The sequence below is a fragment of the Nostoc sp. NMS8 genome, assembly GCF_017115045.1.
GTDB lineage: Bacteria > Cyanobacteriota > Cyanobacteriia > Cyanobacteriales > Nostocaceae > Nostoc.
Map to the genome: position 1 here is coordinate 1 of NZ_JABXKK010000015.1, position 14,990 is coordinate 14,990.

At 41.0% G+C, this 14,990-nt stretch carries 10 protein-coding genes and 1 pseudogene; 6 read left to right on the top strand and 5 right to left on the bottom strand.

Annotated features, from left to right (window positions below; translation table 11 throughout):
• Positions 1-469: 469 nt before the first annotated feature.
• Complete coding sequence (locus HWQ39_RS01020; protein ID WP_292840298.1) at positions 470-1,921, bottom strand: MFS transporter; 1,452 nt, start codon at positions 1,919-1,921, stop codon at positions 470-472.
• A gap of 95 nt (positions 1,922-2,016) precedes the next feature.
• Between HWQ39_RS01020 and HWQ39_RS01025 the strand changes: the two genes are divergently transcribed.
• Positions 2,017-2,526 (top strand): phosphoribosyltransferase, encoded by a 510-nt coding sequence (locus HWQ39_RS01025; RefSeq protein WP_292840301.1) that lies wholly within the window; start codon positions 2,017-2,019, stop codon positions 2,524-2,526.
• A 170-nt stretch (positions 2,527-2,696) separates the two neighbouring features.
• Positions 2,697-3,263 (top strand): 2'-5' RNA ligase family protein, encoded by a 567-nt coding sequence (locus HWQ39_RS01030; RefSeq protein WP_292840304.1) that lies wholly within the window; start codon positions 2,697-2,699, stop codon positions 3,261-3,263.
• Positions 3,264-3,314: 51 nt separating this feature from the next.
• Here the strand turns inward: HWQ39_RS01030 and HWQ39_RS01035 are convergent.
• Positions 3,315-3,684, bottom strand: a pseudogene (locus HWQ39_RS01035) (AAA family ATPase); the annotation flags it as partial.
• Positions 3,669-3,797 (bottom strand): hypothetical protein, encoded by a 129-nt coding sequence (locus tag HWQ39_RS01040; protein ID WP_292840306.1) that lies wholly within the window; start codon positions 3,795-3,797, stop codon positions 3,669-3,671. The pseudogene HWQ39_RS01035 and the gene HWQ39_RS01040, both read right to left, overlap by 16 nt.
• A 30-nt stretch (positions 3,798-3,827) precedes the next feature.
• Here HWQ39_RS01040 and HWQ39_RS01045 point away from each other — a divergent pair, with 30 nt between their 5' ends.
• Both HWQ39_RS01045 and HWQ39_RS01050 read left to right on the top strand, forming a co-directional pair.
• Entirely contained in the window at positions 3,828-4,658 is an 831-nt protein-coding gene (locus HWQ39_RS01045) for a peptidoglycan-binding domain-containing protein (RefSeq protein WP_292840309.1), read from the top strand.
• A 487-nt stretch (positions 4,659-5,145) separates the two neighbouring features.
• Complete coding sequence (locus HWQ39_RS01050) at positions 5,146-6,657, top strand: HAMP domain-containing sensor histidine kinase (RefSeq protein WP_292840311.1); 1,512 nt, start codon at positions 5,146-5,148, stop codon at positions 6,655-6,657.
• A 394-nt stretch (positions 6,658-7,051) separates the two neighbouring features.
• Here HWQ39_RS01050 and HWQ39_RS01055 read toward each other — a convergent pair whose 3' ends face one another.
• A complete protein-coding gene (locus HWQ39_RS01055) occupies positions 7,052-10,417 on the bottom strand; it encodes a DUF4347 domain-containing protein (RefSeq protein ID WP_292840314.1) in 3,366 nt (1,121 codons plus the stop codon).
• 137 nt (positions 10,418-10,554) lie between these two features.
• On the opposite strand from HWQ39_RS01055, the gene HWQ39_RS01060 reads away from it, so the two are divergent.
• Together HWQ39_RS01060 and HWQ39_RS01065 are read left to right on the top strand one after the other, a co-directional pair.
• Positions 10,555-10,767 carry a hypothetical protein gene (locus HWQ39_RS01060; protein WP_292840317.1) on the top strand — a complete coding sequence of 71 codons (213 nt, stop codon included), beginning with the start codon at positions 10,555-10,557 and terminating at the stop codon, positions 10,765-10,767.
• Between the two features lie 771 nt (positions 10,768-11,538).
• A complete protein-coding gene (locus tag HWQ39_RS01065; RefSeq protein ID WP_292840320.1) occupies positions 11,539-13,626 on the top strand; it encodes a polysaccharide biosynthesis tyrosine autokinase in 2,088 nt (695 codons plus the stop codon).
• A gap of 174 nt (positions 13,627-13,800) precedes the next feature.
• Here the strand turns inward: HWQ39_RS01065 and HWQ39_RS01070 are convergent, their stop codons facing one another.
• The gene (locus tag HWQ39_RS01070) at positions 13,801-14,988 is read right to left on the bottom strand and encodes a glycosyltransferase family 4 protein (RefSeq protein WP_292840323.1); all 1,188 of its coding nucleotides are present in this window, start codon (positions 14,986-14,988) and stop codon (positions 13,801-13,803) included.
• Between the last annotated feature and the right edge of the window lie 2 nt (positions 14,989-14,990).

Sequence of the window (14,990 nt, forward strand, 5' to 3'; positions counted from 1 at the left end):
AAGCTGGCTCTCAAAGCTTTGCACAGACTGGCTTATAAATTTTCGGACAGGTCTATTACTCTCGTCAGGCAAAATATTGTCTAAAATCTGGTTCCAGTCTGTAAGTAGCATTACTTAATAAGCAAACGGGAATGATGACAAAGCCGTTTGTCTTATTAATTGAATCAAATTTGTTACTTAATCAACCTCAGTATTTTTAACCAATTGAATTGATTACTATATTAAAGCTTTTCTCTAAAAGCGATCGCTAGCAACACAAAGATGAAGCACAAGAAATAACCGATCAGCATTGAAGTAGCTGCTAAAAAACATGGTAATAAATTTATTAGTGACACTTATGGAATTGGAACAAAACCGTCGCTAGGGCAAAATCCTACGGAAGCGGGGCTGCGTGACTTGATTAAGGAGATTGACGTTGACTCAAAGTTATCCACCGTGGTACATGGTTCCTCCCTGCTCCCCTGCTTCTTTAACTCTCTCTCTTCTCTTGCCGTTCTTTGAGTTTCAGCATAATCTCTGCGTGCATCTCGCGGGTAATTGGGTAAAAATACGTTAAAATTAAGCCCAAAATCAAACAAACTGTAGGTATGGGGCCAACGGCAACGCGAATCGCAAACAGTGCCGATGCTGGTTGGATAGGCGATGGACTTCCGGCTACAGATGCTTGGAAACCTGCTACCTGCAAAGCATTTCCCACCAAAAACAGCCCGAAAGCTAAACCAAATTTTTGCAGCAAAACCATGAAGCCATAGAAAATGCCTTCTCTGCGTTGTCCGGTTTGGAGTTCATCTAATTCAATCACATCTGGAATCATCGACCAGGGAATTAGATAAGCTGTGGATACGCCAAAACCTGCCATTACAGCCATCACATACATCAAAACTATTTGACCAGGTTGTAAGAAAAATAGTCCGGCGGCGGCTATAATCCATAAACTCATTCCCAGAAAATAAACAACTTTTTTCCCGAATTTTTTACTCAGCGCCCCCCAGACAAATAGCATTAGTAGGGCAGTTCCTTGTACTGCAATCAGTATTGTCGGGACATCTGATTCTTTGAGACCCATGCAATTTACTACAAAATAGGGAATAATACTGGCTGTAATTTGCACACCTAGCCAAGAAAAAAGATATATACCAATAACAAATAGAAAAGGTCGGTTGCTGAAGACAATTTTTAGCTGTTCTAAGAAGGGGAGAGATGCAGGTTCCTCAGCTTGGATACGTTTGGACTCAAAAGCCATGATGCGATCGCGGACTCCAAAAACGCACCAATATAATCCTAAAATCGAAATTACCGTACAAATTGCTGCTAAAACGAGATATGCTTGTTGGCGATCGGCAATCTGCGAAAAAACAATTAGTGCTAAAATCAATGACAGAATGCTACCACCAATGGAAAATGTAAAGCGAAAACTGTTAAGGCTGGTGCGTTCGTCGTAATCTTGAGTTAATTCTGGAGTCATTGCCGTATAAGGCAAATTCACAACGGTGTAAAAGGACTGAGATAGAATCCCAATCGCTACGTAATACCAGAACAGCGGCCAAATATTATTACTATGATTTGCACTAAATTGCGGTACAATCCACTGCAAGAAAAAGAAAATTCCAAAAGGGATTGCTCCATAAAACATCCAAGGAAGACGACGACCCCAGCGACGAGATTTCGTTTTATCACTCAGGAACCCAACAAGCGGATCGTTTACACCATCCCAGATTTTGCTAATCATCAAAATGCTGCCAGCTAAACCCGCAGGGATACCAGCGATATTGGTAAAGAAAAACAGCAGATAAAAGACGGAGATGTTTGCAGTGATTGCTGGGCCTAAATCTCCTGCACCGTAAGCCAGCTTTGTTTTCAAGTCAAGTTTTTTACTGAGAATATCTCGTTGGGCATCGCCATTAGCAGCAGAATCGTTCATAATAACTTGCACTCATACTAAAATAAATTTGCGTAGGCGTAGCCCGTCGTAGACATCGCCATCAATACTAGCTATCTACCACTCCCGTTAGCCTTATGCCAGACCTTTACGTTTCTTGGTCAGATTATCACCAAAAAATTGAACAACTGGCTATTCAGATTTATGAATCCGGTTGGAAATTTAACCAGATTATCTGTCTTGCTAGAGGAGGACTACGAGTTGGAGATATTCTCTCCCGAATATACGATCAACCACTGGCAATTTTAGCAACCTCATCTTACAGTGGCCCTGGTAAACAAGATAGAAGTAATTTAATTTTCTCCCGCCACTTAACAATGACTGCTGAAAAGTTAGGTTCGCACATTCTTCTAGTGGATGACTTAGTAGACTCTGGGGTAACACTGAAACAAACTATACCTTGGCTCAAGCAATATAGTGATTTCCCCATTGAGGAAATTCGCACCGCCGTACTTTGGTATAAAGCCTGTTCAGTTCTAAAACCCGATTACTATGTCGATTACTTAGCTAACAATCCCTGGATTCACCAACCCTTTGAACACTACGAGCAGATGAACCCCGCAGAATTAGCGGCTAAGGCGAGTTAAGGAGGCAGGCGGCAGGAGGCAGGAGGTAGACTGTTGACTTTGTTGATTTTACTGAATTAGTTAGTGTAGCGGTAGCGAGTCCGTGTACCCCTGCGGGAAAGCAAGCTACGCACAGCGTCTCGTACAAAGCGTCATTACGAATTACGAATTACGAATTACGAATTATTTTAATGAGCCGTTTTTTTATCGCCCTTTTACCACCGCAAGACATTCAAGATTACGCCAACCAGGTTAAACAGTACTTTGCCGATCGCTATGCTAGTAGTGGGGCGCTAAAGTCTCCGCCTCATATTACCTTGCAGCCGCCCTTTGAATGGGTAGATGCTAACCTGTCACTGCTAGAAGCATCTTTGAAAGAGTTTGCTAGTAGACAACAGCCAGTAGCAATTACACTCAGGGGGTTTAGTGCCTTTGTGCCTCGCGTTATATACATAAATGTAGTTAGAAGTCAAAAAATTTTGATTTTGCAAGCTGATTTAATGGCTTATACAGAAAGCAACTTGGGAATTGTTGACAAGGTTTCTAAAACTCGCCCTTTTGCACCTCATATAACGGTTGCGTTTCGGGATTTAACAAAGCAGAATTTTAAAGCTGCTTGGCCAGAATTTGAAAAGCGTCAGTTGGATCTTGAGTTTACCGCCGACAAATTAACATTACTACTTCACGATGGTAGGCGCTGGAATGTTAAGTCGGAGTTTGCTTTTGCTGATGATGGTTTAATTCTCAGTCAGTTTTAACTGCAACCGGAAGTATGATTGCAAACTCTGTTCCTTGTCCGAGAACAGAATTTTGATGAAATAACCCCTCTGTCGGACAATCGGCTTATGGACTTCGTTAACGATCGCTGTTTTGCCGATACCAGAGAAGCCCGCTTTCTCTACTACCGCCACTGAGCCGGTCAAAGGCTTGCAGCAAGGTAGCTACTTCGGTTTCACGACCATAAAGTTTTTCTGGGATGAGGAAGCGATGTCTACGACGGGCTACGCCTACGCACACATCCCGTTGAGCAATTGGGAGACTTTCAATTCTACCGGTTTCCTTGAGTTGAGCCAAACAAATTTCTAAATCATATTTCAGTCCTAATGCACTCTGATAGAGCTCTTCAGCATTTTTTGCCATCAATTTCATCACGATATCTGAAATCATCTGTGGAATTTCTTTTTCCCTCCTGTCTCCTGCTGCGTAGTATCATCGATAGTTGAGAAGAAGCGATCGCGATCGCCCTTTATTTTTCTCGGTGTGTAGTCGCCTACGCCAAACGTCACACTCATCTAACTTTTGGAACGCCTTGCAAACAAGAAATGTTAGATTTATTTATTTCTACTTACCTAATTTTTGTAAACCAAGATACATTAAATGGTAGTTTAATCGCAAAGGAACCAAAACGTATGTCCGTTAGTAGCCCTGAAGTCATCCGTCATATATTGATTGGGCTGGGATATTTAGCTCCTGAGATTGATCCTAAGCCGGATCTCACTAAATTTGCTCCCTGGAAGCGGAATAACAACTCCTTGACAGACGATCCTACTGAAGAAGCCATTAAAAAATTTCAGAAACAGTACTCACAAAAACTTACGGTTAATGGTAATGCTGATGCCGAGACTCGAACTGTAATGGAAGATACAGTCAAAGGGCTTCAGAATAGATTGAAGTTTCACGGTTTTGCAACCAATGCCGAAATTCCTCTCGACAAGCCTTTTTATGGCCCAGCTACTTATACAGCAGTCAAGAAATTTCAGAAATCTCAGGGTTTAACTCAAAATGGTATTGCTACTATTGAACAGCGTCAAATTCTACAGCAACCGAGTCTCACAGATAAGCCCCCAACTCCGCCTCAGTCACAAGTTAAGCTGATAGATTTGTGCTTTCAATTCAAAAAAAATCCTCAAAATCCTTCTTACATTGCAGCATTAAATAACTTACAACTAAATTTACCCAAGGATGTTTTAAACAAAGTTACTAACAAATGGAGGGGAACAAACGATCAAAACCCTGAGATTGTCAAGCTGACAAATCTTTTTACTTATTATGATGACAACAATGCAAACCATCGTGATGCACTAAATCACTTACAAAGTCAGATTACCCCAGCCATTTCTCAAGCATTTTTAAATCTCTGGAATAAGAAGTAAACAAATGGGACATACAGCAGAGAATAAGGAACAGGGGACAATTTACCTCATTTACTTGAAATCTGCTGTATTTCGCGTTTCTTATAGGCCATGAAATCGTTTTAGATGTTGGGCTAGAGAGTTTCTACGCATACTCAAATGGACATCAACGAAAATCGGCGGGCGGCTATCTCGGACACGCCTCTTGTTGGGATGGGATTCCCGCGGATCTTCGTTGATTTTGGATTAGTCCACGGAGGTGGACTTTGTTAATGTAGTAGTGATTTCAATCCGTCAAAGACTTCCGTGTATACCGTAGCCTTTTAGGAGAGAGTTTTTCCAGATACCGTGAAAAGTCAGAACTGCGATCGCAGTTAGGGGAAATTGCTCCCGAATTGTTCGGTTCTACCACTGTCATCAGTACACAAATAGCTATAACCTCTTAAGTAGTAGTCAAATGTCTACCCTAGACGCTGTTAGTCGCTCTTGAATTAAGGGGTGAAAACCTGTGTACGAATGGATATTGCCAAGCCTGAGCGAAATCTTGGCTGAAAATCAATCAAGTGTAGCTGAATCTTCACCTGCTAAAGCAGAGCAGCAATGGCGTGTCAGCCTCGCAGCGACAGAACATTTGCTATTAAATACTTTAGCATCTGATTCAGTTGACACAATCCAAGGATTAGTTTTAGCTGCACCAGCACCCTTATTTAGTCAACCAAAACTAATTCAAAGTTTACAAACAGTAACTTTTACGGCAAAACCATTTAATCCCTTGGCACTAATGCCATTTCAGATGCCAGGTGCGATCTCTGCTGCGAGTTACACCAACGCGCATGTAAATGAAGAAATAGATCCCCATGAATCGGTACTTCCTTTACTACCTGCCGATCCGTTAGGGGCAGAACAATTTTGCTTGGTTTTTACAGATAAATTTAGATTAGTACTGGTTTTAGCAACCCACAAAAACGGTAAAAAAACCTTTTCATTTTCTTTTGAACCAGAAGTAGTGCAACAGGCTTGGCGATCGCTAGGGACACGAGTAATGCTGGCTAATCCAGAATTTTTCGCTCGCTTGGACGCATTAGTAGAAGAGTATTCCCCGGTAGCACCAGACTACCGTATCATCATTCAGTTTAGCCAATTGTTGCTTCAGAAATTAACAGAACCAGAAGAAACTAGGGACTCTTTACTAGGAACTGGGGATAAGGCGGAGAAGGAGAATAACCAATCCCCATTACCCCTTATCCCCAGAGGAGGCCCCACCATCCCCAATCCCCAATCCTCAAATCCTGATGTAGAATTGCTCCAAGCCTTCGCTCACGAAGTTCGTACACCTTTAACAACTATTCGCACCATGACTCGTCTACTACTGAAACGGCGAGACTTAGATGCTAGCGTGATCAATCGCTTAAAAATTATCGATCACGAGTGTACCGAGCAAATTGACCGCATGGAATTGCTGTTTAAGGCAGCAGAATTGGAAACTACTACCTCAGCAAAATCATCAAAAACTCAACTCACGCCGATGTCTTTAGATCAAGTGTTACAGCAGAGTATTCCCCGTTGGGAACAAGCAGCACATCGGCGGAACTTAACTTTAAATGTTGTTTTACCTCAGCAACTACCAACAGTGGTGAGTAATCCCACCATGTTAGATCAGGTACTCACTGGTTTGATGGAAAATTTTACTCGCAGTTTACCTGCTGGCAGCCATATTCAAGTACAGGTTATCCCAGCTGGAGATCAACTGAAGTTACAATTATCGCCCCAATTCGGCTGCAAAGATTCAAATAAAGCTGCCACACCTGCAACGCCACCAATTCGTAAAGCTCTGGGTCAATTGCTAATGTTTCAACCAGAAACAGGTACGATTAGTTTGAATATCGCCGCAACCAAGCATTTGTTTCAGGCGATCGGTGGCAAACTGATTGTGCGTCAGCGTCCACATTATGGGGAAGTTTTGACGATTTTCCTGCCTTTAGAAGTTAGCAATAAACAGAAACCAGTAGTCAGGAATTAGACATCCAGTGAAAAAGAATATAGAGACGCGTTAGCAAAGTAGAATTTCGCCTCTCTACAAGGGTTCTGGATAAGTTTCTAGATAAGGCATATCTAATTTCACCAGATGCCAGTAAATAGGGTTTCCTGAAAAAGAGGAGTTATGAAAAGCACCTCATCTTGCTTGCGGGATGAGGTGCTTCGATTTTACTAAGTTAGGACTTACGCATTGACAGAAAAGCCAAAATAAGAGGTATAGTTTTCAAGGCTTCTAGGTAGGTTTTTCAGTCATATTTTGGCGATCGCCAGCAATCAAAAGTGACCGCCAAAAGCCTTAAACAACGTATTTACGTTAATACACAAGATAGTTTTTTTTACAGTGCGTAAGTCCTATAAGTGACTATTTGGGTTTAATATTAGACAGCATTAATGCTCAAATTAACTTTCAAAATTATATCGTTGAAATCTCTGTCACCACCATTTGCCATATCTTCAAAGCCAAAGGTATGGTTTTGTAACAGACGAATGTGATCTGTTTTGTCTGAGTTAGCACCCAAAAATGCGAAGTAAACTGCTGGATTGTTATTAGCATTGCTATCGAGAATGGCATCGGGTCTACCATTAACAATAATAAACGGTGCATACAGAGAATCAGGCGCGATATTCCCAGAGTAACTTGCTGTACTTTGGTTATTCACTATCAAATCTATACCTGCAACACGTCCACGGATAGCAGCTTCAGTATAACCAACTTGCCCTGTGAGAATATCTGCTATGCCATCGCCGTTAGTGTCAATACCACCCTTTTCATCAGCCACTTGATAGAAACCGATAAAATTGTCGTATGCAGCCTCTCTATGGACGACAAAATCAGCTTTTACCTGTTGTGTCACACCACGTAAATTAAGGAGTTCTGCTTCTTGCCTTCCTTGTAAATCTGCACCCAAAGGCAAATCTTTATCTGTCGCCTGAATTGTTACCATCAAATCCTGGAATTCAGCATTGTTGGATTTCCAAGACAAGGAGAAGTTATTATTATCCAAGCTTGTGATTTTGACATTTGTCGGATCGGAAATCAATACATCTGTAATAGCAGCTTGTCCAGCCAAGATACTATCAGTAGTACTATTGCGTACCAAATAAAATTGTAGCTGTTCACCAGAGGTAAATTCCGACAAACTAGCTAAATGAGTATTAAATCCAGTGGGATAATTTGTAAGTGAGGAGAGAATCACCTTGGATCGTTTCAAAGCTGCTTCAGTGTAACCAGCATCGCTAGAGGCAATACCTTGAATCTTCCCTTGTTCATCATCTACAGCAAATACTCCCAGTTCATAAATTTCATTAAAACTCTGTCCTGTGAGCTTGACTGAGAGTGTTGCTTTTTCACTGTTACCTTTACCTTGGATAGTAAAGACATCGTTATTAGCATTTTTCGTCAGGGTTGGTATATCGTTGACACCACGATCATTCAGATTATTAACTGCGATCGCCAGATCTTTATCAAAGGATGCTCCAGTTGCGTCAGTTGTCCGAACCCGGATATTGTAACTAGATTTAGTTTCAAAATCGGGAGAACTGTTAATTTTTAACTTATCGCCAACAACTGTGAATGCAGTATTGTCGGTATCGCCAGTTCCTGCGACTAAACTGTATGTGAATGTATCGCTTGCATCTGGGTCTGTGGTGGTAAATGTGCCAACTTCTGTCCCCGCAGGTACGTTCTCGTCAACAGCTAGTTTACTTACTGTCAAGCCTGTGGGCGCATCGTTAACACCAGGATCGTCCAGATTATTAACTGCAATTGTTAACTCTTTGACATAAGATGCTCCGCTTGCATCAGTTGTCTGAACTCGGATGTTGTAACTAGATTTAGTTTCAAAATCGGGAGAACTGTTAATTTTTAACTTATCGCCAACAACTGTGAATGCAGTATTGTCGGTATCGCCAGTTCCTGCGACTAAACTGTATGTGAATGTATCGCTTGCATCTGGGTCTGTGGTGGTAAATGTGCCAACTTCTGTCCCCGCAGGTACGTTCTCGTCAACAGCTAGTTTACTTACTGTCAAGCCTGTGGGAACTTCGTCAACCAAATAACGCACTACAGCAAAATCAGTACCATCAGTTCCGGCGACAACAATTTTGCCATCGGGCTGTTGAACAAGTCCGTAGGCAATATCGAGAGTGAGTAAGCCTAAATCAGTACTGACCTTACCATCATTGTCGAAAGTAGTGTCGATTGAACCATCACTGTTGTAACGTACTAGAGCAAAGTCATTATTGCTCACTCCTGCAACAAGAATCTTGCCATCTGCTTGTACAGCTAGGCTATAGGCAATTTCGTTGGGGAGGAGGCCGAAATCAGTAGTAACTTTACCATCGCTGCTAAAACTAGTGTCGAGCGATCCATCACTGTTGTAACGTGCAAGAGCAAAGTCACCATTACTCTGTCCCGCTACGAGAATCTTGCCATCTGCTTGTACAGCAAGGCTATAGATACTATCGATAGTAAGTAAGCCAAAATCAGTAGTAACCTTGCCATCACTGCTGAAGGTGGTATCGAGTGAGCCATCGCTGTTGTAGCGCACTAAGGCAAAGTCACCGTTACTCACTCCGGCGACGACAATCTTGCCATCTGCTTGTACGGCAGTGCTGTAGCCGACATCAACGGCAAGTAAGCCTAAATCAGTAGTGACCTTGCCATCACCGCTGAAGGTATTATCAAGTGAGCCATCGCTGTTGTAACGTGCTAGGGCAAAGTCAGTGCCATCAGTTCCGGCGACGAGAATCTTGCCATCAGGTTGCAGAGCAATACTATAACCAATGTCGAGGGTGAGTAAGCCGAAACCAGTAGTGACTTTGCCATCACTGCTGAAGGTATTATCAAGTGAGCCATCGCTGTTGTAACGTGCTAGGGCAAAGTCAGTGCCATCAGTTCCGGCGACGAGAATCTTGCCGTCGGGTTGTACAGCAAGGCTATAACCGATGTCGATGGTAAGTAAGCCGAAACCAGTAGTGACTTTGCCATCACTGCTGAAGGTAGTGTCGAGCGAGCCATCAGTGTTGTAACGCACCAAGGCAAAATCGGCGTTGCTGTCTCCTGCAACGATAATTTTTCCGTCACTTTGTAAGGCAACACTGCGGCCGATATCAATAGCTATGAAGCCTAAATCAGTAAAGACTCTGCCATCACCACTAAAGGTGGGGTCAGGAAGTACTATAGATAGTACGGAAGCGTAAGCTGCCATCACTTCAGGCTGGAACGCTAGAAAAGGAGCAATTACCCCCGTATTCACTTCTAGTTTCCAGTCACCGCCTAATGCATCACTCCCCGTTAAATTATTAGACGCTACTACCACTGCACCTGTCAGCTTGCTCAGATGGCGGACAAATGCTATGCCTTGCTCTGTTTGAGCTACTTCACAACCGTACAGTAGGATTTGTGCATCTACACTCAACGCACTTGCCCAACCTATCAGTTGCGCTGCATAGCGGTTGAGTGTTTCATTGCTGAGTTGACTGTTGCCTAAATAGACTCGTCCTGGTGCGCCGTGAGAAACAATATGTAAACTATTAATTCCCCGATGGGATGCTAGCACTTGATTAATTTGCTCAATGCCATCGCGATCTTTATCTAGAACTACGACGAAAGTATTTGGTAAGATACCTGCTATTAAGGTTTGGTAATTCTCTACCTGTGAGTCGATGAAGACTACGCGATTAGCTGAAATTTTCTCATCAAGGTTTTTAGTAGCGATCGTGGTAGATATTTTGTCCAACATAAACTTATGAATTATAAAAGTTGATTTTTATTTTCAAAACGTTTTTTAGCTTTACTTTTGAATAATTTAAAAGCCTTATTTATCAAAGCTTAAAGCCTATTTTTTCAGTCCACTTTAGCCGTTTTGAGTATAATTACATGTTTAATGGTGTTCCAGAGATGGCTGATGCAGGAGATGAATTGAGTGCGATGCTTTCAACCTTTCTACTTTTCAGTCATGCTCGTTTCTCTAATTTAATGACACCAATTTACTTTGTGATTCGTAGCTCTACGCGTTTAATGAACTCGCTCATCCTGAACTCAGTAATCCTTTTAGCACTCAATGACCTCAAAAAAGGGTGTCATCTGTAGCTCTACGCTTTTACTGAACTTATCCATCTCGTACTCAGTAATTTTTCTAGGGTGCTATTAGTAGTCTCAGTAGAAATCGCAAGAGTGGGTGAAAAGATGAGCAATTACAGACGTCTTCTGATGTTAAGCCACAGTAATTGATACTGAGTGTCTGGTGTGGTTAATTAAAAAAATACTGTAAAGCATTGCTCAACAGTGCGGATGAGTCTGGGAATAGAGCAATTCTAAATTTTGCTCTCTAAGAGGATGTTTGAAAAGTTTTAGGCGAATATAATGACTCTGTTGGCGAATTGCGATCGCTATCCTCTAACTGTGTATTTTATTTCTTAGAAGTCCCTTAGCAGATGAAAATAAGGTCAGAGAGGTATACACAGTGTCATATTCTACGACATATTTTTCAGTGAAAAGTCAGTATACGAGTTACTGCAAGCTATCGAACCTTCAGGTATTGTAGACAAATCAATCCTTATGTTCAGTATTTAAATTATTACTCTTCAGTATTTTTACTAGATGTTTTTATTTATTATTCATGTAATATTGTTCTAGCTCCAACACTTACTAAGTAATATAGTCTGTCTTACACGCTGAAAGGGAGTGTGTTTGATTTTTTGTGATTACTTAATTCCAGCTTTTTAGGTTAGAAAGCGAAAATCTAGATATACATTAGGTTAGAGGCGTGTAGTCCTAATGTAGCATTACGTTTTTTTAAAAGAGCTGCACCCAATTGATTTAGAAAAAGGAAAAGATTCAAACTAGTAACTAGTAAAAGACATGGAAGAACATTTACAATATTGGGCTATTCTTAAACGTCGGTGGTTACCTACCTCTATAGTTTTTACACTGCTTTTGGCATTGAGTATAGGTAAAACTATAATAGAAACGCCAATTTATCAAGCAACAGGCCAGCTAGTTTTAAAAAAGAATTCTACCTCTTCGCTAACAGGAGTAGGCAACCAATTAGGACAGTTAGAGAGTTCTGTAAGTGGTAGACCCCTGGGAAATGAGGTTGCAGTTCTGCATTCTCTACCTATAGCAGAAAGGGCTATAAATTTCCTCCACCTATCTGAAAATCCTTTGGCTTTCTTAAATGCTTTACAAGTTAAAAATATTGAAGCAACCGATATTTTAGAACTTTCATACACAGATATAGACCCAAAAAAGGCTGCTTCTATTGTTAATACTTTAATGAAGGTCTATATAGAAAATGATATCAATGCTAACCGCGCTCAAACTAGGTCTGCTAGAGACTTCATTGCCCAACAACTACCACTGAGAAAAGCTAAATTACAAGCATCTGAACAAGCGCTGCAATACTTTAAACAGCAAAATAGAGTTTTAGATCTTAAAGCAGAAGCTGCATCAAGTGTTGGAATTCTTACCGATTTAGACAGACAAGTAGCTGCAACTAGATCAGATCTAGCATCTCAAACTGCACGGATGGAATCAATCAAGCAGTTGTTTGGTGTGAATTCGCAGCAAGCTGTAATTGCTGGTTTTGTGGGTGAGTCTCCATCAACAACTTTGGTTCTTGGCCAATTGCAAGATATCCAACAAAAAATTGAAATTTTTAAGCTGCGTTTGACAGATAGCCACCCCACAGTGATTAACCTTAAGGAACAGGAAGTAGTTCTCAAAAAACAACTTCAGCAGAGGATAGAACAAAGTTTTATTGGTGGGGCAGGGCGTTTTAATCAGGGTAAAAGTCCCGAAAATATTGTACAACTTAGAAACCAGGGTTTACAACAAGGAATTCTTGGAAGCTATGCCAACGCTGAGGCAGAACGTCTTAGCTTGCAAGTGCGACTAAAAGCTTTAAGTCAAGTTATCACGTCTTACAGACAAAGGGCTAATACCTTACCAAAGCTAGAGTTACAGCAGCGCCAGCTAGAGCGTGAGATAGCTGCAACTGAAGCTAGCTATCAAAATCTTCTAGCTCGTTATCAGGAACTTCTGGTGGCAGAAAATCTACAAGTAAGCAACGCTCTGGTTGTAACACCTGCATTAATCCCAGGAGTGCCGATTAAGAATCGTCAATATATAAACTTGCTACAAGGTTTGATTGGTGGAATTTTATTAAGTGGAGCCACTGCTTTTATTTTGGAGAAATTTGACAAAACTGTCAAAAACTCGAAATCAGCTAAAGACTTATTGGGGTATAACTTACTGGGTTATATTCCACCATTTAACAATAGTAATCTCATTCCAGAAGTAATTGTAAAGAACAAGCCTGATTCCCCAGTCAGCGAAGCTTTTCGGATGTTACAAACTAATCTGAGAGTTTTTAACTCAGAGCAACTGATAAAAGTTATTGTGGTATCGAGTGCTGTACCTAAAGAAGGTAAATCAACAGTTGCTGCCAACCTAGCTATTTCAATATCTCAACTAGGACGTAAGGTATTGCTGGTAGATGCAGATTTGCGTAATCCTAGTCAACACAAAATCTGGGAGATTCAAAATGAAGTTGGCTTAAGCCATGTTCTCAAAAACCAGTCGAATTTAGAGCGGGCTGTTATTGAAGTTGCACCTAGCTTAGACGTTTTAACTGCTGGTGAACTAAATCATAACCCAGCTGGGCTGCTTGATTCTAGCCAAATGGCTATATTTGTGGCACAAATCGCGCAAAAATATGATTTTACTATCATTGATAGTCCTCCTTTAACATTAGCTGCTGATGCGACGATTTTAGGCAAACTTGCAAATGGAATTTTGTTTGTAGTTCGTCCAGGAATAGCTGATTCCAATAGTGTTTCTTTATCTAAAGAACTATTGGACAAGGCTGATCAAAATGTTTTAGGTATAGTCAGTAATGGCGTCAAGGCTAGCCAGCAATACTCAGGTTACACAATGAGTAGCGTTTGAGTATGGCAGCAAATTACAGGAGCATCTTTAACATGAGTTCGATGAACTCAAAAACGGCAATAATTAGGGCAGATAACTTTTTGACATAAATATCAAGGGAGTGTTTTTGTCGCAGATATGAGCGAAGGTTTCCTTCATTCAAACTTTCCAAAAGAGAGGCACAAAACAATGTCTTTATTTGTAATTAAATTTGTTATAAACTACCATAATTTGGTGACTTAAACGTTCGTGATTGAAATTTTCTGTCACTGTACGCCTAGCCTTTTCTGATATGACTTGGCGTTTTTCAGGGTTGTCATGCAAATCTAGGATAGCTGCTGCTAGAGCAATAGGTTCTCCTGGTGGTACAGCAATAGCATCATAGTTATGAGTAAATAGCTCGGCTGCGCCACCTGCTTTAGATATTATCACTGGTCTGCCACAAGCCATAGCTTCTACTATTGCTAATCCAAATGGTTCTGGTTGGGTGCTGGCATGAACTACAATGTCCAACCAACGGTAAATCTCTGCTATGTCCTGCTGAAAACTAAGAAAAGAAACTTTGCTTGCAATCCCAAGATATGAGGCTTTGTTTTTTAACTCTTGCTGGGAAAATTGGGAACCGCGAGTTTTATAAATGGGTTCACCCACAATCCAGAAATGAAGGTTTAAGTTGGGATGCGCTTTCACTATGTAAGATGCTGCCTCTAGAAAAATGTCATGACCTTTCCAACGAGCAAAAGTAGCTACCAGTCCCACTCGCAGAGGAAGATGGGAAGATTGAGGAGCAGGAGAAAAGTAATCTATATCTATGGCATTGTAAATTACTTCTATCGGCAAACCAGGTAGTGTAGTTCTAGCATCTTGTGCTACAGCTTGGGAAACAGCAATTCCAAACGTGGCGCGATTATTCATCAATTTTAAAGCTTGTGCTATTAATGGTCGTGAGCCGTAGAAATCATGAATGTGCCAAACAATAGGTATACCTTTAAGTCCAACTAATGCAGTTAGTAAATGGGTCTTAATACCGTTGGAGTGAATTAAGTCTGGGTTGAGTTCATGCAGCAATTGATTAAATTCCCTTAGATATTTCCCTATGCTGGGCAAAATTTTGACTATTTGTGATAATAAGATAAATATTGCGATCGCTTTACTATTACCTTTAAAGGCACTGTCACCCAGTTGATTAAATTCTTCTGGTATTTCCAGTAATGTTACCTGTACGCCTAATTTTTTAGCCTGCTCTCTTAATGGCCCATCCGTGCCTATTATTAGGTGTAGTTGCATATTTGGCTGTGCAATCAAGAGTGCAGCTAAGATAGTCAGCAAAACTCTCTCTGCACCGCCAATTACCCCTACCGGGTTAACAAATACTATTTTCATAT